Origin of the sequence: Arachnia propionica, from assembly GCF_003859805.1 — a bacterium.
In the GTDB taxonomy this organism is placed as follows: Bacteria; Actinomycetota; Actinomycetes; order Propionibacteriales; family Propionibacteriaceae; genus Arachnia; species Arachnia propionica_C.
On sequence record NZ_RQZG01000013.1, the window covers coordinates 88,919 to 108,888 of the forward strand.

Consider the following 19,970-nt stretch of genomic DNA (forward strand, 5'->3'; position numbering starts at 1 on the left):
GCTCAGGAGGGTGGGGCCTCGGCGGAGGCCTCGGGCTGGTCGGTCTCGGTTTGGATCCTGAGGGCCGTGATGAACTCACGGTAGAGGGCGTCGCGTGCCAGGAGCTCCGGATGGGTGCCGCGGTCTCGGATGCGGCCCTGGTCCAGGACGATGATCTGGTCGGCGCCCAGCACCGTGGACAGGCGATGGGCGATGGTGAGGACCGCTCCGGTGGCGGAGGCCTGCTCGATCACCTGCTGGATGGCAGCCTCGGTGATCCCGTCGAGTTGGGCCGTCGCCTCGTCCAGCAGCAGGATGTCCGGGGTGCGAACCAGGGCGCGGGCGACGGCGAGTCGTTGCCGCTCCCCGCCGGAGAGGGTCGATTCCATCACGTCGGCCTCCAGCTCGCCCGGGAGTTCACGCACCTTGTCAGCGAGGTGCACGGCCTCCAACGCTGCCCACGCCTCGTCGTCGGTGGCGTCGTCGGCGCGGAACAGCACGTTGTCCCGGATCGTGCCCGGGATGACGGGGGTTTCCTGCTCGACATAGGCGAAGCGGGAACGGACCTCGTCGATGGACCAGGTGTCGTAGGGGCGGCCGTCGAGTTCCAGATGCCCGCTCACCGGGTTGATGAGCCGCAGCAGCAGGGAGAGCACCGTCGTCTTGCCCGCCCCGGACGGGCCGACGAGGGCGGTGTGGCCGCGCCTGGGGATCTCGAGGCTGATCTCGGACAGTGCGGGGGCGGGGGCATCGAGGTACCGGGCGGTGACATCGCGCAGGGCGAGCACAGGGGCAGCCGGTGAGGCCGGGACGGGAGCAACGGCGGGGGTCGCCGTCGTGTCCTCCGGCACCATGTCGGCGGTCTCGTGGATGCGGGCTGCGGCCGCGAGGCCGGTCTGCAGGGAAGTGAAGGCATCACCGAGGGTCATGATGGGTTCGACGATGTTGAGGGCATAGAGCAGGAAGGCCACCAGGGTGGACACCGCCAGGTCGCCGCTGCTGACCCGCCAGGCCCCAAGACCCAGCACGACGATGAGGGCCAGCTGGGTGCCGCCGCTCGCCGTTGCATCGATGAGGGCGGAGTACCACACCGAGCGGACGGAGTGCCGTGCAGAGTCCTCGGCGTGCCTGGTGACGCGGGCGATCTCGCGGGCCTCGGCGCGGCTCGACTTCACGGTCCGCAGCGCCCGGAGCCGCCCTTCCAGCCCTGCCCCGAGGTTTCCGATCGCCTGCTGGGCCTGCTCGGTGGCCTTGCCGACGCGCGGCAGCAGCACGGCGAACAACGCACCGATCACCACCACCGAGGCCAAGGTGGTCAGGAGCAGCTGCCAGTCGAGCACGGCCATGAGGGCGATGGTGCCGACGAGGGAGACCGTTCCGTTGACGAATTGCACGATCGCAGAGCTGGCTGCTGAGCGCAGCAGCACCGTGTCGCTGGTGACGCGGGTCACCAGTTCCCCGGTGCGGAAGCGCTGCACCTGCTCGATCCGTGAGGAGAGGAACCGGTGGATCAACGACCGGCGGGCGTCGAGCACGATGTGCTCAGCCAAGCGTCCCAGCAGGAACGACTGGGTCAGCCCGGCGATGGTTCCCACGACGAGCAGCGCGACGAGCAGGGTCACCGGTCCGCTGAGGGATGCGTTCGTGCCGAGGGAATCCAGCACGTGTTTCGTGGCCAGTGGGGTGGCCAGGGTGACCGTGGTGGCGAGCAGGGCAAGGATGAGGCCCAGGCTGATGACCCCCACGTGGCGTCGGGCATGGGGGAGCAGAACCCCCAGTTTGTCCCGGAAGGATGCGGTCTGGCCATCGTGGTTGTCGGTGACGGTCACTGGTTCTTCAGTTGTTCCCATCAGGTCCTACCCAAGTCATCCAGCCGAACAGGGCCCCGAACGACCATCATGGCTTCCACCTCAGCGCTGCGGTTGCTCTCAGCAGCGCCCACGACAGCAGCCAGCCTGCGCTCAGGATGGCTGCCAGGGTGACGGGGAGGGCCAGCTGATGGGCGAGGCCGAGTACGGCCAACGGTGGGAGCAGGGCTCCGACCAGCATCACCAGGCTGGTCGCGAGGTGCCGGGTGACCAGTCTTCGGCGGGAGGTGCCGAGGTGCCAGTAGTGGAATCGGGCTCGTTGCCCACGGGTCTGTTCGCCCAGCCGGGTGGTGGCTGCCTGGATCACCGCCACGACCACGATCAGGAGGGCAGCCACGGCCAGGAAGGAGGTCAGCACCTCGCCGACGGCGGTGGCGACCCGGGTGTTGGTGGTGACCTGTTGGTACCAGCCGACGGCTGCGCCGACGATGGCGAAGGCGCTTGCGGCCAGCCCCGTCAGCAGGGTTTCGGCCAGGCTGAGACCGATGAGGCGACGGCGACTGCCCAGGCGCCCGGTGAGGAAGGAGGCCGGGGGACGGTGGGGGTGGGTGGCCGTGGTGGCGAGCACCGCCATGACCAGGAACAGGCCAACCATCCAACGCAATCCCCCGGGGGCCAGCAGAATTCCCGTCACCGTGGCGGCCAGGACGAGGAGCAGACCCGGCCACTGGGCCAGCAGCGTCCACCGGAACCTGGTCCAGTGGGACCAACCGAGTGATACCAGCAGGGCGTGGTCGGCGGTTCTGCGGGGCCGGGTCAACAGTCCGACCCCGATCAAGAGGACTCCTGCGATGGTGATCGCCGCGGCGAACAGCATCATCACCACCTGGGCCGTGGTGGTCTCGCTCCAGGTGACCGCCCCCAGGGTGGTGAAGTTCTGGGTGACCCAGCCGAGGTCCCCCACCTGTTGCGGGATCTCGGGGTCGGTGGTGCCGAAGGCGTACTGCGGCACCCACAGGTCCACCGACTGGAGGGAGGCCCCCGCGACGACGAAGGCCTCAAGCCCCATGCCCCGCAGCTGTGCCGCGACGGCGTCGATCCGGGGCATCGCCTCGGCGCGGGAGAGACCATCCAGACCTGCGACACGGATGCGCACGGCTGAGATGAAATCCTCGTCGGTGAGCTCCTGGGCACCCTGCAGGGAGACGATGGCGGAGGAGGGTTGGGCTGCCAGCCCTTGGGCGTTCCGGGCCGGGGTGAGCATCTGCCCGCTCTCCTTGACCCTCACCAGGGCAGGATCGTAGGCGCCGAGCGGGACGTAGCTCGCGCCGCTGTCCAGGTCCTGCGGGGTGTAGGTCCCCACCTCGAACGGGGCAGCCCCGGTGTGTTTCCCGTACAGGCCGATCGTCATTCTTCCCGGGGTGGTGCGGCGGTAGCTCTGCTCCTGCCCCATGCCCGTCCCGTCCGCTGACTGGAATCCCAATTGTGTGATGGGATGTCTGAATCCTTGCGGGGTGACGGTGAATGAGACACCTGAATCCGAGGTTCTCGGTTCCAGGTCGAGCGGGGTGAGGCCTTCGCTGTTGTACTGGATGATGGCGTAGCGTTCCAGGTCTTGGGAGAAGGACTGATCCCCGGTCGGCCACCCGATCTCCAGCTCTCCACCGTTGAAGGGGCGGGTCGCGGCGGCGAGGTCCAAATGAAGGTCTCCGACGTGCGCTGTACCGTTGTCACTGATCTGATCGATGCTGACCGCCAGGTCCGTCGGTGCGTAGGGTTGCGTGTTGCGCAGGAATCCGACGAAGGGACTGTCCACGCCGTACCAGCCCATCAGTGCGGCTCGTTGTCCCTTCTGGGAGCCCGGGAACTCCGCGATTCGTGCCTCCAGCAAAACAGTGTCGTCAAGTTCTTTCACCATCCCATCGGAGTCAACCTTGCTGAATCCATTGACCGTCACCGGGCCGTGTTCCCGGGTCACCTCGTCGAATTCTGCCAGTGGTTTCAGGAATTCCCCGGCATCTGCCAAAAGATCGGCCTCAGCAATCGGGTCCACCGTGAAGATCGTCGAGCGGGGCACGGTGACGAGCCACCAGGAGAACTCGATGCCCTGCTCGCTCACTGTTCCATCGACGGTGAGCACGGGGTCATCTGTTTCGATGATCACACCCTCTGTGGAATATCGGCCACCCTTCCCGGTCCAGTTCGTGTGGTCGATCTTGACGGTGTTCGTCCGCTCCATCACCAGTCGGTCGCCCAAACCGTCGTCCCCGGTGATGGTCCAGGTGATCTGGAATGTCGTCACCGGGTCAGGGAGTTCTGACCACGGGATGAAGAACAGTGGCCAGTTCATCACATCTCCTGTCGATCCCAGGAAACCGATGGGGGCCGCGACCTCGACGTCGTGCACTGAGCGAATCTGGTCGAGCTTTTCCAAGGACATGGTTGGGGTGGTGACGCCTGTGAAATTCGGGTCAAGCAGCGGTAGCCCTTGGGCGTCGCTGCCTGGGGAAAGTTGCTTCTCCAGGCCGGGGGCGGTGACGAGGATGTCGTAGCGGCCCCGCCAGGCGTCCTCGTAGACCTCGGCTGTGAGGCTGGAGATTCGCGTCGCACCGAGAACCACGGCGGTGATGAGGAGCGCCACCAGGCACCATGCCGCCACCGCCAATCGGTCCAGTCGAGGTCTCACAGTTGCACCACCTGATCGGCGGCCTCCAGGATCACCTCGTCATGGGAGGCCACCACCACGGCCACCCCTTGCTCAGCAGAGGTTCGCAGCATGTCCCTGACCAGATGTGCCGCCTCGGCATCCAATGACGCGGTGGGTTCATCCAGCAACGCCACCACGGGCTGCTTCGCCAAGGCCCGCGCCACAGCGACCCGCTGCCGTTCACCCCCGGAGAGGGTGCGTGCTCGGGTCCTAGTGAGCTTTCCCAGACCTAGTTCGTCCAGATACCTGCGGGCCGCTTCCCGTGACGCTCCACCCAACCGGACGTTGGTCTCAAGGGTCTCCTCCTCAAGTACCAAGGCATCCTGGCTGGCGTATCCGAAGCACTCCCTGCGCAACTGCTGCCGCTGCTTCTCCCTCAAGGCAGCCAGCGTCTGCTCGCCCCACCACACGGTCCCGGCAGAGGGCTCCTGCATTCCGTAGAGCACTCGGAGCAGGCTGGTCTTGCCCGACCCGCTGCGCCCTGCGAGCGCCAGGAGATCCCCTGGGGTGACAGTCACATCCAGGTCATGAAAAATGGTCCGCTCAACGCCATTGGTGATGTGTTCCAGCCCCAGGCCGACGCATTTCAACGGGGGTAGGGAAGAGTTCAGGATGGAACCATCGGCCATGGAGGCACTTTACCTTCATCGACTTCGTCAGGTGATGAGGGCGTACTGCACCCGTTCCCAGGCATCCCGCTCCAGGTCAGGGATGACGGGTACCTCGGGTGGGTCGAGCCACGGTGGAGGTGGTTCCTCATTCCTGGGTGTCAGGTCGGGGCGGCGGAGCCGGATGGTGCCTCCCCAAGCGGTGACCAGATACTCGAATCCGGCTGGGGACTTCCAGCGGATCACCCCGGGGGCGAGCTGGGTCATCAGCCAGCCGCCAAAGGTCTTGGCGCGGTGAGTGCGCCGGGACAACGGGGCGAGGTTTCCCCATCGGGTCGAGCCGGGGGTGTCCTGGTCATGGGGGATGGTGTGGTCGATGTCGCAGCTGCGCGACGGCACCGCCCCGTAGGGGAACATGTCCACCGGCATGAGTGCGGTGACGGCGGTCCACAGTGCCACCGACGGATCATGACCATCGTGTGGGGTGATCCGCCACGGGTTGATCACAGGGCGGACGGTGACCTTCGAGTCCTTGAGGAATTCTGGGAGCTGGGTCGTCAGGAGGGAGCCCCAGCGCTCGATCTCCGCCACCCCACAGCTCTCCTCGGCGTCACTCAGGGCGGGATCGTCGGCGTCGATGTGGACCACCAGGGTCACCTCAGGAAGGGCGTCCTGCCCGCAGGCCTGCCTCGCGAGAAGACCAACAGCAGCGGCACGACGTTGCGACATGGTCCCGGACCCGGCTGGAATCGTCGCCGCCACAACGGACAACGCGTGGTCGAGGTCCACTGCGTCACGAGCAGCCAAACGGCCGTACAGGGCACAATGACCATCCTGGATCTGGTCGATCCACACGTACCGGTCCTCACGAGCACCGGCCTCACGTTCTGCCGCGGCGGCCGGGTCCGCCCGGAGGATCCACCCGGTGATCCTGGTCCGTACCCGCTGCCACGAATTGGTGCGCATCGCAATGCTCAGCTGATGGTCCAGCCATCGTGCCCCGGCAGGACTGAGTCTGGACACCCCGGGTCGATGGATCACCTCGGTGACCTGCCACCAGCGGAGTTCACCCTGGAGGAAGGTCTGCCACAGGAACGGGAACCGCTCGCGGACCGAGATCACATCTGCGATCCGGCAGATTGCCGCCCGGGGTGACACCCCGAGGATTGCGCCGATCTCCAGTGCAAGGAACTCGCCCACTCCCGCAGAACCGTCGCCACCCGGAGAGGCGCACGCCTCGAACACGTCCTCGACCTCAGCCTGATCGATCCGGTACACGTCGATCGCCCGGGCGATCGCCAACACCTCACCCACCTCCGCGGCACGCAACTGCGCCGTTGCATCAGCCAAGGCGTCGAAGGCCTCAGCAGCGCTGGTGGGAAGGGGAGTGTTCATACCGACATTCTATTCGATGATTCGTTCGAAGACAAGGTGTGGTCGAGACTTCTGCTGAAAATTTTTCTGTCTCCGACTGGAGGCGGTGACAATCCCGAGGAATCCTTGCGAGGTCTCGACGATCGGGTGCTGGATGCCTTCAGTCCGACCAGTGGAGAAAGGGCAACCCGAGACCTGCGCGACGCCGTGTCATCCCGCTGCCCTCCGGCACATGCCGGATCCGCCCTGTCGGGTCAGGGCACGGCCGGTTCCCGGCCCGTCTCGAGCCACAGTGGGCGGATGTGATGCGCATACCGCGTCGCGAGGTCCGCGTCCAGGATCCCGGCCCACGTGGCCAGCCGCTGCACGGCGGCCAGCCGCACCGCCACCTCGAGCGGCTCGTGCAGTTCCTCCGGATCACCCCAGCCACGCAGGTAGGCGTCCGCCGTTGCCCGGCGGTCGCGGGCGTGATGCAGCAGCACCCGCATCGACGCGAACGGATGCGCGATCACGGCGTCGCCCCAGTCGGCGATCCGTGGGCCGGGGAACGTGTTGCCCGGATGGAGATCGTTGTGCTCGATCCCGAGGGGCAGACCCGGATCGACGCTCACCCACCAGGCAGTCATGTGCCACATCGCTGCGCATGCGGCCTCCCGCTCGGCCTTGTCGGGCCGAAGGGGATGGTTCCCCGGGAGGCTCGCGGCGATACCGTCCAACAGCTGCGCGAGGTTGTGGGCGGCGTGCTCGGGATCGAACACCCTGAGCGGGAGCTTGGTCAGCTCGGCGAGTGGGGTGGCGCGCTGGATCCTGCCCAGCGCCTCCGCCAGCCCCACCGTCGGGTCACCCTCCCCGGTCGCCAACGACGCCCCCGCGTCGGCGGAGACGATCCAGCCCGCCGGGTGGTGGGCGTGCATGGGCTGCACATCCCGCGGGGCGTGTCGCTCCAGCACCTCGCGCAGCGCGGCCTCACTCCTCAGCCGTGGGTGCGGGGACTTGAACCAGAACCGGCCATCATCGGTGTCGATGATCCAGTTCTCTCCCCAGGCCCGCTGCCGCACCACTGTGACGCGGAACAGACGGGACGTCGGCCACAGGTCCCTCAACCAGTGCCTGGCCTCCTCCCGCCAGTCCCCGGTCGATGAGGTCACTGGGCGGCACTCGTCGGGAGGCCGTGGGTGGCCTTGATGTCTCGGATCATCCCGAACCGCTCGACGGCGTGGGGGAGGGCCACCTCCTTCATGTAGGTGGCCAGCTCCGTCTCGCCCAGCTGCTCCAGGTGCGCGATGACGCCCTTGATGTCGTCGGGATGGCGGTTCTGGCTGGCCTTGGCCTTGCCCCGCACCTGCTCCACCGTCACCTCCACACCGACGATGGCGCGGGCCATCCTGCGCAGTTTCTCCTCCCCCACCATCTCCAGCACCTCCGGCTCCTCCAACCGGGAGGTCAGTGCCCGGGCCGCCGCCAGCGCGTCGTCGGGGGAGCTCAGCACCCTCACCGGGCCGTTCAGCTGGATGGTGAGGTAGTCCCAGGTCGGCACGTTCGGCAGTGCCTCGTTGCTCGGATACCACAGGGGTGAGACGTAGGAATCGGCCAGGTCCAGGATCACCAGCCCCGGCCCGGTGATCGGGGTGGTGGCCTGCGGGTTGTTGCGCACCAGATGTGTCACCAGCACCTGCGCCCCGCCCCTGTCCTCCAGGTGGAAGGGCACGAAGGTGGCCCTCGGGCCGTCGTCGTGGACCGTCACCAGATTCCCGGCGCGCACCTCGGACAGGTAGGTGTGGAGCCGCTCAGGTGGGATCTCGTAGTGTTTGGCCACGTACATGGGTGTGACGATACCCGGGAGGACTGAAACCCGACGAGGGGGTGACGGCGTCTTGACGGGTGTGAAGGTGGAACTGGAGCAGCGCAGCCTGGAGGAGTTCATCTCCGAGCGCGGTCGACGTCTGCTCCGCGCCGCCTGGCTGCTCACCGGGGACGCCGGGCACGCCGAGGACCTGCTGCAGACCGCCCTGGCCAAGTGCTGGGACCGGTTCGAGGACCTGGGCGACGACGCCACCTTCGAGGCGTACCTGCGCACCACCCTGCACCGCACCTACATCTCGTGGTGGCGGAAACGATCCTGGACCAGCGAGAGCCCGACGGGGCAGAGCCTTGACGTGGCCGCGCCGGAGACGACCCGCGAGGCCCGGCTCGATCTGTACCGGGCCCTGATGGAGCTGAGCCGTCCGCAACGCTCCGCCATCGTGCTGCACCATCTGGAGGACCTGCCCCTGGCGGAGGTGGCGCGCATCCTGAAACTGCCCCTCGGCACCGTCAAGACCCACATCCACCGTGGCGTGGCGACGCTGCGCCAGTCCTCCCACCTGACCCAGGAGGTGACGTGATGACCGACGACCTCACCCGTGACCTGGACGCCCTGGTCCCCGAACTGGACGCCAGCACCGTGCTCGACGGTGCGGCCCGCAAACGCCGTCGCACCCGTCGTCGTACCGCAGCCCTGGCCGGGGCACTGGCCATCGCCGTGCTCACCCCCGTGATGATGGGTCTGGGCTCGGTGATGCGCTCCTCACCGCAGCCCGCATCCAGCCACAGCGGTACCTCCGCCCCCGAGCCGGATGCACGTGGGATGTACGACATCAGCGATCTGATGGAGGACCAGGCGTTCCATCCGGGACTGGAACTGATGACCCCGGAGTGCCAGGAGGCGATGGCGGCCGCCGTCCACCCCGAGCGGGTGCCGCTCGATGGGCTCCCGGACGGGGCGACGCGCGTGTGGTTGTGCGGAGAGCTGGAGACGGACGGGATCAGGCAGTGGATCGGGCCACGAACCCCGCTCACCGGTCATGCGGTCGATGCGGTCGCGGCCATCAATGCGCTCCCGGCCGGGTCGAGTGAGGCCGAGGAGTGCTACGGCGCGGACAGTCGCCGCTACCGGATGGTGGTGGAGTACGCCACTTCCCGCCACGTCATCGATGCCCACATCGGGCACTGCGACAGCGTCGGTGGTACCCGGAGCGGGGCGAAGGAACTGCTGAAGGACCTCAGGGGCTGGTTCAGCGTGGAACGGGAACAAGCGACCGATGTCCCGGAGCCTCCCGGCTGTGCTTTCCTGGATCCGTACCATCAGGGGCAGACCTACCCGTTGTTCCCCATCGCCGCGTCCGAGATCACACGAGGACTGGCCTGCGGCAGGTTCAACAACGGTGAGGCCGAGGTCGCCGACGAGCTGTCGGAGGAGATCGTGACCGCACTGCGGGATGCACCGTGGCACCTGTCGCAGGACTCACAGCCCTTGATCGACAACCGGGGCCTGCTCGTCGTCGAGAACCGCCAGGGGGAAGTGCTCACGGTCTTCCGTACGCCGGAGGGCAGGCTCTGGATCCCGCAGCAGGGACTCACCTGGACCCCGGACCCGATCATCGCGGAACGGTTGAAGGACCTGTTCGCCGAGCTGGGCCACGGGGTCATCAACGCCAACCCGTGCCTCAACACCGCGTACTCCGGTGACGTGGACGACAGCGACATCGTCGCGATCCACATCTGTGCTGAGTTCCCGTGGGTCCCGGAGGGGTGGCCCGGACTGGGCTCCTACACCCTCCCGGATGGCCTCACCCGGAAGATCACGGAGGTCTTCCCCGCCCAGGCCGTCCCCGGCCAGCAGGACGACCTGCGGCCCGAGGACCTGGTCGTGGCCGGTGCTCCCCACCTGCTGCTGGTGGACTCCAAGGGGGTTGGGCTGCTCCTGCTCCCGGGGTCCGACAACACCTTGGTGGATCCCCTCAACAACAGGAGCTGGCGCGTGCCCGACCACCTGCGCATCCCCCTGGAGGGCCGAGGCCTGCTCTTCCCCTGAAACGCTGACCTGCACCGAACCGCTGTGTTCTGGGAGGATGAGGTCCATGTCTTCGTATCCGCTGAAGCCAGGACTCGCGGCAGTCGCTCTCGTGCTGCTGCTGAGCGGGTGTTCCGGTGCCACGCCGATGAGTTCGGCCCAGTCCGGGACACCCACGGCACCGGAGCCGGCCCGAAGCACCGGGGTCACACAGGAGGGTGAGTCCATCGAGTTGCCGACCGGCCCCCGGACGACCACAGATCCGGCCCCGACCACATGGGAGCCCTCTCCCGAGTCGGCCAGCCCAGCGGCGGAGACGAGCACACCTGACGATGACGAGGACGACGACAAGGACGAGGCCGACAGCGAGCAGGGGCAGGGGAGCTGCAACGGTGATGTCACCGTCGATCAGGTCGGCGAGATCCGCCATCTCACCGGGCAGTGCGGCACCGTCACCGTCACCGCAACCAGCGTGATCCTGAACATCGAGGCGGCGGAGAAGGTGGTGGTGCTGGCAGGCTCCAGCAATGTCACCGCGGAGCAGGCCTCCCGGGTGGAGGTGCTGGGGAACTCCAACATCGTGAACCTGAACTCGGTCGGTGACGTCGTCATCGACGGGAACTACAACACCGTGACCATGCAGCACCGCAGCGGTTCACTGCGCGACAACGGCTCGTTGAACATCGTCAACGGCTGATCAGGGTCAGGCGCAGAACTGGTGGTGAACCCCGGTTCCCCGACGGTTCACCACCAGCATGTCGTGGCATCAGCCCTCGATCAGCTTCATCCGTTCCTCGTCGTCGGCGAAGACCTCCGTGAGGTTCTCCTTGGTCACGACGATCGGGTCGAGCTCGAAGATCGCGACGTCCTTCGCGCCGTTGTTGAGCATCTGCGACTCCCCGGTGAGCTTCTCACCCCGCTGAAGCGTCTTGACCATCTCGACGGTCTTCGCGACCATCGCATCGGTCGGCTTCGCGGTGGTGGAGTACTGCTTGCCGTCACGCACGAGCAGCACCGACTCGTTCTCCGCGTCCAGCCCCGTGGTGACGGGAGCCTCCTGACCGGCCTGGGCCGCGGAGGTCAGCACGGACCGGGCGATCCCGTCGTTGGGGCACAGCACCCCGTCGATCCGCTTGTCGGCGTAGAACCCGGAGAGCAGGGAGTCCATCCGGGCCTGGGCCTTCGCGTTGTCCCACTCGGGAATCGCGGCCTGGGTGAAGTCGGTCTGTCCCGAGACCACGGTGATGGTGCCGTCGTCGATCTTCGGCTGCAACACCGTCATCGCCCCGGTGAAGAAATTGGGGGCGTTCGGGTCGGCCGGTCCGCCACCGAACAGTTCGACGTTGTAGGGACCCTCCCCCTTGGTCTTCCTCAGCCCTTCCAGCAGGGACTCGGCCTGCATCTCGCCGGTGCGCACCGAGGAGTACTGGATCACCGCGTCGACACCTGTGGTGTTGTCGATGGTGCGGTCGTACCCGATGATGGTGATGCCCTCGGCCTTGGCCCGTTCCACGACGGAACCGAGCTGGGTGGAGTCGATGGGGCCGACGACGATGACCTTCGCTCCCTGCTGGATCATGGTCTCGATCTGCTGTTGCTGCTGGGGAACCTTGTTGTCCGCCGACTGGATGAGGGGCTTGAACCCTGCAGCGGTCAGCTGCTCCTGGAACTCGACCTCGGCCTCCTTCCAGTTCTGGCTGCCCAGCCACGGCAGCGCGACCCCGATGGTGGCGTCCGCGGCGAACCCGGAGGCCTCCGCCGCGGAATCGGTCTCAGCAGTGCGGCCACCACCACAGGCGGTCAGGCCGAGGGTGGCGGCCACTGCGGCCACCAGGAGTTTTCCTGCCTTGAACTTCATGAGGGGTTTCCTTTCCGGTTGGGTCAGGCCTTGTCCACGGCCTGAGGTGTGCGGGAGTTCTTCATCAGCAGCCCGATGATCGACGGCCTGCCCTGCTGCTTGTTCCTCACGTCGAAGGCGACGGCCACCAGCAGGACGAGGCCCTTGATGACCTGGGTCTGGTCCGAGCCGACCCCCATGAGCATGAGTCCGGAGTTGAGCACCGCCATCACCAGGCCACCGATCATGGAGCCGACGACGGTGCCGATGCCGCCGGAGACCGCGGCCCCGCCGATGAACACGGCCGCGATGGCGTCGAGCTCCCACATCGTGCCGTCGCCCGGTCCGGCCGAGGTGGAGCGCCCGACGAACAGGATTCCGGCGATGGCCGCGAGGAAGGACATGTTGAGCATCACCAGGAAGTAGGTGCGCTGGGTGTTCACACCGGACAGCGCGGCGGCGGCCTTGTTGCCACCGACGGCGTAGATGTGGCGACCGAAACGGGTGCGCTGTGTGATGACGTGGTAGACGATGACCAGGACCACCAGGATCACACCGGGGATCGGGAACGATGTGCCGGGGCGTCCACTGCCGAACAACCAGGTGGCGTAACCGAGGACAGCGGCGACCAGCAGGATGCGGACCGTCGTCATCCACATCGGGTACTGCGAACCGCGGGAGAGGATCTTGGCGCGACGCTTGACCTCGGCCCAGGCGAACCAGCCGATGCCGAGCAGGCCGAGCAGCAGCGTCGAGTTGTTCATCCTCGTGAAGGCCGGTCCCCACTCGGGCAGGTACCCGGCACCGAAGAAGCTGAACTCGGACGGGACGGGGACCGAGATCGACCGGGAGATCCAGATCACCAGGCCGCGGAAGATCATCATGCCCGCCAGGGTGGTGATGAACCCCGGAATCCCGATCCGCGCCACCCAGAAGCCGTGCCAGGCACCGATGAGGACGCCGAGGACGATGCCGAGCAGCAGGCCGACCCACCAGGGCAGGCCGTGGGAGGCGATGCTGATGGCCACGCACATGCCGACGAAGCCGGCGACGGAACCGACCGACAGGTCGATCTGTCCGATGACGATCACCATCACCATGCCGATGGCGAGGATCAGCACGTAGGCGTTTCCGGAGATCAGGTTCTGGAAGTTGGACGAGGTGAGCATCCGGCCCTCGGAGATGACCTGGAACACGGCGACCAGGGCGATCAGGGCCAGCATCATCGTGTACTGCTGGAGGTTGCTGCCGAAGAGTTGTCTCAGGGTTTTCATCACTTTCCTCGGGGCTCAGGCGTGGGTGGAGGTGGTGGTCATGCGACGCATGAGGGATTCCTGGTCGGCCTCGGCGGCCGCCAGTTCGCCGGTGATCCGGCCTTCGCAGATGGTGTAGATGCGGTCACAGATGCCGAGCAGTTCCGGCAGTTCCGAACTGATGACCATGACGGCCTTGCCCTCGTCGGCCAGGGCCTGGATCAGCTTGTAGATCTCGTACTTCGCGCCGACGTCGATGCCGCGGGTCGGCTCGTCGAGGATCAGCAGTTTCGGTGAGGGGTACAGCCATTTCGACAGCACCACCTTCTGTTGGTTGCCGCCGGAGAGGGTGACCACACCGACGTCGACCGAGGGGGTCTTGATGCGCAGGTCCCTGCGGTACCTCTCGGCGACGTCGCGTTCCAGTTCCGGCTGGATGAGGCCACCCCGGACGATGCCCTTCAGGTGGGCCGAGACGATGGTCTTCTTGATCGAGTCGAGCAGGTTGAGGCCGAGGACCTTGCGGTCCTCCGTGACGTAGGAGATGCCGTCAGCGATGGCCTGGGCGACGGTGCGAGGCGCGATGGGCCGACCTTCCATCGCCATGCTCCCGCCACGCCAGATGCCGTAGGAGCGGCCGAACAGGGAGCGGGCGAGCTCGGTGCGGCCAGCCCCCATCAGGCCCGCGAAGCCGACGATCTCGCCGCGACGGACGTGGAACGTCGAGCCCTTGCAGACCATGCGGCCGGGCACCTCGGGATGCTCCACCTCCCAGTCCGCCACCTCGAACAACACCTCGCCGATGTCCGGTTCGCGGTGCGGGTAGCGGTTCTCCAGGGAGCGACCCACCATCGCACGGATGATGCGGTCCTCGTCCACCTCGCCCGCCGTCACCTCGTAGGTCTCGACGGTGCGTCCGTCACGGATGACGGTGACGGCGTCGGAGACGGCGGCGATCTCGTTCAGCTTGTGGGAGATCATGATCTGGGTGATCCCCTTGCCCTTCAGGCCGCGCATCAGGTCGAGCAGATTGGCGGAGTCGTCCTCGTTGAGGGCGGAGGTGGGCTCGTCGAGGATGAGCAGGCGGACGTCCTTGGACAGGGCCTTGGCGATCTCGACGAGCTGCTGCTGCCCGACCCCCAGGGTCTTGATCGGGGTGTCGGGGTCGAGGTCGAGGCCGACCCGGGCCAGCAGGTCGATGGTGCGGTGGCGGGCCTCGTCCCAGTCGATCAGTCCGCGTCGGGTGATCTCGGATCCGAGGAAGATGTTCTCGGTGATGGACAACTCCGGCACCAGGGCGAGCTCCTGGTGGATGATGACGATGCCCTGGTCCTCGGAGGACCGGATGCCGCTGAAGCGCATCGGTTGGCCGTCGAGGAGGATCTCACCGTCGTAGGTGCCGTGCGGATGGACTCCGGAGAGGACCTTCATCAGGGTTGACTTCCCGGCACCGTTCTCGCCGCAGATGGCGTGGATCGACCCCTTGTGCACCTGCATCGTCACGCCGTCGAGAGCCCTCACACCCGGGAACTCCTTGGTGATGTCGAGCATCTCGAGCAGGACGGGACCGTGGTTCATGCCTGGTCTCCTTTGACTGTCACGGGTCCGGCACCCACGCCGAACTCTTGCCTGGAACCCTAGGAGCAGCCCAGCTTGGCGTCAAGACTTAAATCCAAGAGTTATCAAGTCGTGATCAATCCGCATGCAGGGCGTGGCGCGAGAGATGGCGGGATCAGCTGTAAAATACCTTGTCAGTCAATGTTGAGGAGGATTGATTGCAGAATTCTGTTGAAGAGTTGACTTCTGGAAGGAAAGGCAAGGTTGAGGGGCGGTGGCATCAGGTCAGGATGCCGCGTCCCTCAACAGTGGTAGCCTCGAACGCATGTCTGATGGCGCGGCTGCACCTGGCTCCCAGGCGTCGCTGCGGGAGGCGAACAGCCAACGCATCGTTGAAGCCGTGAAGCTGTACGGCCGCATCACCCAGGTGGAGCTCGCCGCCGCAACCGGCCTGTCCCCGGCCACGGTCTCCAACATCGTGCGGCAGCTCCTGGTGACCGGGGTCGTCGAGACCTCCACCACCACCCGGTCGGGCCGTCGCGCCCAGGCGGTCTCCCTCGTGCGCTCCTCGAAACTCGCTGCGGGAGTCCACATCGGGCGCCGTGCCGCGACGGTGCTCATCGCCGACGCCTCCCAGCAGGTCAGTGACCGGCAGCACCTCCCGCTGCCCACCGACCATCGTCATGACACCACGTTGGACCGGATCGCGTTGCTGATCCCGGAACTGGTGGAGCGGGTCGGGGCCGACCCGAGCGATCTCGGCGGGGTGCAGGTGGCCCTGCCCGCCACCCCTGTGGGTGCCGGACGGGCCGGGCTGCCCGGCTGGGACGGGGCCGATGTCGCGGGCACCCTGGAGCGACGTCTCGCGCAACCGGTGGGCCTCCTCACCGAGGCCGAGGCCGTCGCCGTCGCCGAGCACCGGTTCGGCACGCTGCGTGGAGTCGGGACGAGCCTGGTGGTGCGGGCCGGTCATGTCGTCGACGGCTGCATCCTGATCGACGGTCGGATCCATCGTGGCTCCGGCGTCGCCGGATCACTCGGGCACCTGAGGGTCGATCACGCCGGGCGGATCTGCTGGTGCGGGGCCAGGGGCTGTCTCAACACCGTCGTCTCCAGTGAGGCCCTGGCGGAGGACCTCCGCGTCAGCCATGGTCCGATGACCCCCAGGGGCATCGTCGCCGCCGCGGGGAAGGGGGACCCGGGGTGTCGTCAGGTCCTGGCGGATGCCGGAGCGGCCATCGGATCCGTGGTCGCCGATGCAGCCTGCCTGCTCGGGCTGCAACGTGTGGTGGTGGCCGGGGAGCTGGCTGTGGCGGCCGAGGTGTTGCTGCCACCCATCCGTGACGCCCTGGCCGCGCGCCCCATCCTGGCCGCAGGGCTCGAGGTCGTCCCGGTGTCCTGCGACGACCCTGAGGCGAGAGGCGCGTTGGCCCTGGCCCATGACGGCATCGACCCGTTGGGGACAACCCTCGAAGGAGGATCGTGATGACAGCACCTCTGTTGGAGATCCGTTCCCTGTCGAAGTCGTTCGGCGGGGTGGAGGCGCTTCAAGAGGTGGACCTCGTCGTCCATCCCGGAGAGGTGGTGGCACTCGTCGGGGACAACGCGGCGGGGAAGTCGACGCTGGCTCGGGTGATCGCAGGCATCCTGCAGCCGGATGCGGGGCAACTCCTCATCGACGGCTCGCCCGTGGTGATCCCCAACGCCCAGGCCGCCTTCGCGCTGCGCATCGCGAGTGTGTTCCAGGCCAATGCGCTGCCGGAGAACCTGGACGTGGTCTCAGGCGTCTTCCTCGGACAGGAGCGGACCACGGGCGGGCTGCTGGACGAGGCGGGCATGGAGGCCGAGGCCCGGCGTCACCTGGGCCGACTCGGCAGCCGGATCCCTGACCTGCACGTGCCGCTGAGGACCCTGTCGGCAGGGCAACGACAAAGTGTCGCCATCGCCCGGACCCTCGTCACCGAGCCGCGTCTGGTGGTGCTGGATGAGCCGACGTCCTCGCTGTCGGTGGCCCAGACCGCCGAGGTGCTGGGCCACATCGAGGACCTGCGTGAGCTGGGGCTCGGTGTGATCCTCATCTCCCACAACCTGGCGGATGTCCGCGCCGTCGCCGACCGCATCGAGGTGTTGCGGCACGGACGCAACAACGGCTCCTTCGGTCCGGAGAGCAGCGTCGACGACGTGATCGCGGCCATCACCGGGGCCCGGCGGGCGCAGTGAGTCCCGACCTCACCGGATGATGTCGTAGCGGGCGAGCTTCGCCCGGTCCGCCTTGCTGGTGGAGCCCTGCAGGGCCAGCAGCTCCGAGTAGATACCACCGGAGGTGGCCAGCTCGGCCGGGGTGCCCACCTCGTCGATCCGGCCGTCACGCAGCGTCACGATCCGGTCCACCGACGAGATGGTGGACAACCGGTGGGCGATGATCAGGGTGGTACGTCCCACCATCAACTCCTCCAGCCCCGCCTGGACGGCACGCTCGGCCTTGGAGTCCAGCGAACTCGTCGCCTCGTCGAGGATGAGGATGGGGGCATCCTTGAGCAGCGCCCGGGCCACGGAGATCCGCTGCTTCTGGCCCCCGGAGAGCTTCACCCCGCGTTCACCGATCTCCGTGTCCAGACCCTTCGGCAGTTTCGCGATGAAGCCTGCGGCGTTCGCGCGACGGGCCGCGGCCATCAGCTGCTCATCGGTGGCGGTGGTGCCGTAGGCCATGTTGTCGCGGATCGTGCCACTGAACAGCGACGCGTCCTGGAACACCGTCCCGATCCGTGCCCTCAGTTGCCGGGGAGGCACCGAGTTGACCGGGATCCCCTCCACCCGGAGCCTGCCCGAGGTGACGGGATAGAGCCTCATGATGAGGTTGACCAGGGTGGTCTTGCCGCCACCGGATTCCCCGACGAAGGCGACCCGTTCGCCGTGGGCGATGCTGAGACTGATGCCACGCAGCACCGGGTCCGCATCGTCGCTGTAGGCGAAGCTCACGTCGGAGAACTCGATGGCAGGGACGTCGTCGCGCCACGGCACCTGGTCGATCTCCAGGTCCCCGAGCGGCTCCTCCGGCTCATCCATGACCGTGAAGTACTCGCGACTGCCCGCGATGGCACGTTGACTGGTGTCCACCAGCCAACTCATCGACGCCACCGGTTCCCGGGCCATCGCCACCAGCTGGATGAGCAGCACCATCGCCCCGACGGTGAACACGCCCTGTGCGGTCTGCACGAAGATGATGACGTAGATGACGAAGAACACCAGGTCCAGGGATCCCCGCCGGGCGGTGTCCATCAGGTGCCAGAACCTCGACTGTGCCGTCGTCGTGTCGACGGTGCTCCGGTAGAGCGTGCCGAACCGCTCCAGCTCGTGACGCTCCGCCAGGAATGACTTCACCACACGGGCCTGCCCCACCACCTCGGCGAACCGGCCCCCCGCGATGTCGTAGGCCTCGTTCTTCTGGTGCTCCCACACCTGCCATCGCTTCGACGTGAGGGTGGTCAACCACACGAACAGCGGATAGATCACCACCAGCAGCAGGGCCAGCCACGGCGAGTGGAGGCCGGTGATGACCAGCACGGAGGCGACGGTCAGCACCAGCGGGAAGAAGGCACCTGCGAAGGTCTTGAGGAAGTCCGTCACCGCGGTGATGGAGCGGTTGAGACGAGAGATGATGGTGCCGGTCAGCTCGTTGTCGTAGTAGCTGAGGGGCAGCCGAAGCAGCTTCTCGTAGTAGCGCTGCGACAGGATCACCCGCAGCCGGGCCGCCGAGAGGTCACCCCAGTAGCCGGTGACATTGGTCAGCACCGAGTTGGCGAGGCTCACCACGAGGATCCACACCGCCAGCCACACCAGCTCCGTCGTCGATCCGCCGGTGCCCTGCACCATGGCGACCACGACGTCGATGGCACGGGCGATGATGAACGGTACGAGCAGGGTGGTGCCCGTGATGGTGATGGCCCCCAGGGTGATGCCTGCGAACACGGGCCACAGTTCGCGGGTGGTGAGGAGGATTCGTCGGATGCTGCGCACCCTGCCAGCGTAGAGTGCTCGACCGTGGTCACCGTCGCAGGGGGTTGTCGCAGTCCTGCGACGATCCGGTCCCGGGCCGCAGCCGGGCGGCACTCTGGTGTCACCGAGGAACGAAAGGAAACGCCATGAAGACCCTCACCCTCCGCACCGGGATCGCTGCCGCCGCCGCTGCCGTGCTGCTGGTCACCGGGTGTTCCGCCAGCGTGGACGCCAAGCCGGCGGATGCCCCTGCGCCGGAGGAGCTGAACAGCCAGGCGCCGGTTGTCGAGAGCCCGTCGCCGACAGGGGAGGCCTCAAACGAGGGGACCACCATCAAGGTGCCGGGGGTCGAGATCGATGTCGACAACGGGAAGGTCTCCGCGCCGGGGGTGGAGGTCGATGCGAAGAACGGCAAGGTGACGGCCCCCGGTGTGGAGGTCGACGCGAACGGCCAGAAGGTCACCGTCGACACCCCTGCCGACGGTGGTGAGACCACCGCAGCAGGTGGTTCGAGCTGCAACGAGCCCGTGGTGATCTCCGAGGACGGGGCCTTCGTCAGGCTGACCGGGGACTGCCCCTCCATCACGGTGAGCGGCAACAACGTCAACCTTGGTTTCGAGAAGGCCGGAACACTGAACATCACCGGCACGGAGGGCTTCATCCGAGGACAGGAAGCGGGCACCGTCACCATCGAGGCCGATGACAACAACGTCGGCCTCGGGCAGGCCGGCGACCTCATCGTCTCCGGCAGTGAGAACTTCGTCAGGGTCGGTACCAGGACCGGTGAGCTGAAGAACAGCGGCAAGGCGAACAACATCGGCTGACCCCCACGCTGGGTCTGCCCCGGGATGGGTGAGACGTGTCGGATCAGATGGTCCCCTCGTCGTGTGGTCGGCGCCCTCCCCATGACCGAACCGAAGCAGACCCGGACAGGCCGCCCCGTGGACACGGGGCGGCCTGTCGTCATGGGTGCTGCAAGGAGTTGTCGCAGTCCTGCGATGATCCGGCACGCTGTCCGG

Annotated in this window: 16 protein-coding genes; 6 read left to right on the forward strand and 10 right to left on the reverse strand. The window is 67.0% G+C overall.

Going from position 1 to position 19,970, the window contains the following annotated elements; all coding sequences use genetic code 11:
- Positions 1-2: 2 nt before the first annotated feature.
- The 6 genes from EII34_RS11340 to EII34_RS11365 form a co-directional block, all read right to left on the reverse strand.
- Positions 3-1,829 (reverse strand): ABC transporter ATP-binding protein, encoded by a 1,827-nt coding sequence (locus EII34_RS11340; protein WP_124845275.1) that lies wholly within the window; start codon positions 1,827-1,829, stop codon positions 3-5.
- Between the two features lie 46 nt (positions 1,830-1,875).
- The gene (locus EII34_RS11345; RefSeq protein ID WP_124845276.1) at positions 1,876-4,473 is read right to left on the reverse strand and encodes an ABC transporter permease family protein; all 2,598 of its coding nucleotides are present in this window, start codon (positions 4,471-4,473) and stop codon (positions 1,876-1,878) included.
- On the reverse strand, positions 4,470-5,012 hold the full coding sequence (locus tag EII34_RS11350; protein WP_185711311.1) for an ABC transporter ATP-binding protein: 543 nt from the start codon (positions 5,010-5,012) through the stop codon (positions 4,470-4,472). Before EII34_RS11350 ends, EII34_RS11345 begins: the two co-directional genes overlap by 4 nt.
- A gap of 138 nt (positions 5,013-5,150) precedes the next feature.
- Positions 5,151-6,497, reverse strand: coding sequence for an HNH endonuclease (locus tag EII34_RS11355; RefSeq protein ID WP_124845278.1), 1,347 nt, complete (start codon positions 6,495-6,497; stop codon positions 5,151-5,153).
- 233 nt (positions 6,498-6,730) lie between these two features.
- Positions 6,731-7,624 carry an aminoglycoside phosphotransferase/kinase family protein gene (locus EII34_RS11360; protein ID WP_124845279.1) on the reverse strand — a complete coding sequence of 298 codons (894 nt, stop codon included), beginning with the start codon at positions 7,622-7,624 and terminating at the stop codon, positions 6,731-6,733.
- Positions 7,621-8,298: an FMN-binding negative transcriptional regulator gene (locus EII34_RS11365; RefSeq protein ID WP_124845280.1), complete on the reverse strand. Its 678-nt coding sequence runs from the start codon at positions 8,296-8,298 to the stop codon at positions 7,621-7,623. The genes EII34_RS11360 and EII34_RS11365 overlap by 4 nt, the downstream gene beginning before the upstream one ends.
- Before the next feature lie 61 nt (positions 8,299-8,359).
- Here EII34_RS11365 and EII34_RS11370 point away from each other — a divergent pair, with 61 nt between their 5' ends.
- The 3 genes from EII34_RS11370 to EII34_RS11380 are packed head-to-tail and all read left to right on the forward strand — an operon-like array spanning position 8,360 to position 11,005.
- Positions 8,360-8,860 (forward strand): SigE family RNA polymerase sigma factor, encoded by a 501-nt coding sequence (locus tag EII34_RS11370; protein ID WP_260425135.1) that lies wholly within the window; start codon positions 8,360-8,362, stop codon positions 8,858-8,860.
- Positions 8,860-10,329 carry a hypothetical protein gene (locus tag EII34_RS11375; RefSeq protein WP_124845282.1) on the forward strand — a complete coding sequence of 490 codons (1,470 nt, stop codon included), beginning with the start codon at positions 8,860-8,862 and terminating at the stop codon, positions 10,327-10,329. Before EII34_RS11370 ends, EII34_RS11375 begins: the two co-directional genes overlap by 1 nt.
- Before the next feature lie 46 nt (positions 10,330-10,375).
- Positions 10,376-11,005 (forward strand): hypothetical protein, encoded by a 630-nt coding sequence (locus EII34_RS11380; protein WP_124845283.1) that lies wholly within the window; start codon positions 10,376-10,378, stop codon positions 11,003-11,005.
- Positions 11,006-11,074: 69 nt separating this feature from the next.
- Here the strand turns inward: EII34_RS11380 and EII34_RS11385 are convergent, their stop codons facing one another.
- The 3 genes from EII34_RS11385 to mmsA are packed head-to-tail and all read right to left on the reverse strand — an operon-like array spanning position 11,075 to position 14,976.
- Positions 11,075-12,166 (reverse strand): substrate-binding domain-containing protein, encoded by a 1,092-nt coding sequence (locus EII34_RS11385; RefSeq protein ID WP_124845284.1) that lies wholly within the window; start codon positions 12,164-12,166, stop codon positions 11,075-11,077.
- A gap of 23 nt (positions 12,167-12,189) precedes the next feature.
- Positions 12,190-13,419, reverse strand: coding sequence for a sugar ABC transporter permease (locus EII34_RS11390; protein WP_124845285.1), 1,230 nt, complete (start codon positions 13,417-13,419; stop codon positions 12,190-12,192).
- A 15-nt stretch (positions 13,420-13,434) separates the two neighbouring features.
- Positions 13,435-14,976: a multiple monosaccharide ABC transporter ATP-binding protein gene (gene mmsA, locus EII34_RS11395; RefSeq protein WP_124845286.1), complete on the reverse strand. Its 1,542-nt coding sequence runs from the start codon at positions 14,974-14,976 to the stop codon at positions 13,435-13,437.
- 304 nt (positions 14,977-15,280) lie between these two features.
- Between mmsA and EII34_RS11400 the strand changes: the two genes are divergently transcribed.
- Both EII34_RS11400 and EII34_RS11405 read left to right on the forward strand, forming a co-directional pair.
- Positions 15,281-16,441 (forward strand): ROK family transcriptional regulator, encoded by a 1,161-nt coding sequence (locus EII34_RS11400; protein ID WP_124845287.1) that lies wholly within the window; start codon positions 15,281-15,283, stop codon positions 16,439-16,441.
- Positions 16,441-17,175 (forward strand): ATP-binding cassette domain-containing protein, encoded by a 735-nt coding sequence (locus tag EII34_RS11405; RefSeq protein WP_124845288.1) that lies wholly within the window; start codon positions 16,441-16,443, stop codon positions 17,173-17,175. Before EII34_RS11400 ends, EII34_RS11405 begins: the two co-directional genes overlap by 1 nt.
- Before the next feature lie 9 nt (positions 17,176-17,184).
- On the opposite strand, the gene EII34_RS11410 is transcribed toward EII34_RS11405, so the two are convergent.
- Positions 17,185-18,972 (reverse strand): ABC transporter ATP-binding protein, encoded by a 1,788-nt coding sequence (locus EII34_RS11410; RefSeq protein ID WP_124845289.1) that lies wholly within the window; start codon positions 18,970-18,972, stop codon positions 17,185-17,187.
- Between the two features lie 125 nt (positions 18,973-19,097).
- Between EII34_RS11410 and EII34_RS11415 the strand changes: the two genes are divergently transcribed.
- Complete coding sequence (locus tag EII34_RS11415; RefSeq protein ID WP_124845290.1) at positions 19,098-19,775, forward strand: DUF3060 domain-containing protein; 678 nt, start codon at positions 19,098-19,100, stop codon at positions 19,773-19,775.
- The last annotated feature ends 195 nt before the right edge of the window (positions 19,776-19,970 follow it).

Bases quoted from the DNA above. Each gene is read 5' to 3' on its own strand.
- EII34_RS11340 (WP_124845275.1), bottom strand. From the start codon at position 1,829: ATGGGAACAACTGAAGAACCAGTGACCGTCACCGACAACCACGATGGC.
- EII34_RS11355 (WP_124845278.1), bottom strand. From the start codon at position 6,497: ATGAACACTCCCCTTCCCACCAGCGCTGCTGAGGCCTTCGACGCCTTG.
- EII34_RS11365 (WP_124845280.1), bottom strand. From the start codon at position 8,298: ATGTACGTGGCCAAACACTACGAGATCCCACCTGAGCGGCTCCACACC.
- EII34_RS11375 (WP_124845282.1), top strand. From the start codon at position 8,860: ATGACCGACGACCTCACCCGTGACCTGGACGCCCTGGTCCCCGAACTG.
- EII34_RS11380 (WP_124845283.1), top strand. From the start codon at position 10,376: ATGTCTTCGTATCCGCTGAAGCCAGGACTCGCGGCAGTCGCTCTCGTG.
- EII34_RS11385 (WP_124845284.1), bottom strand. From the start codon at position 12,166: ATGAAGTTCAAGGCAGGAAAACTCCTGGTGGCCGCAGTGGCCGCCACC.
- EII34_RS11390 (WP_124845285.1), bottom strand. From the start codon at position 13,419: ATGAAAACCCTGAGACAACTCTTCGGCAGCAACCTCCAGCAGTACACG.
- mmsA (WP_124845286.1), bottom strand. From the start codon at position 14,976: ATGAACCACGGTCCCGTCCTGCTCGAGATGCTCGACATCACCAAGGAG.
- EII34_RS11400 (WP_124845287.1), top strand. From the start codon at position 15,281: ATGTCTGATGGCGCGGCTGCACCTGGCTCCCAGGCGTCGCTGCGGGAG.
- EII34_RS11405 (WP_124845288.1), top strand. From the start codon at position 16,441: ATGACAGCACCTCTGTTGGAGATCCGTTCCCTGTCGAAGTCGTTCGGC.
- EII34_RS11415 (WP_124845290.1), top strand. From the start codon at position 19,098: ATGAAGACCCTCACCCTCCGCACCGGGATCGCTGCCGCCGCCGCTGCC.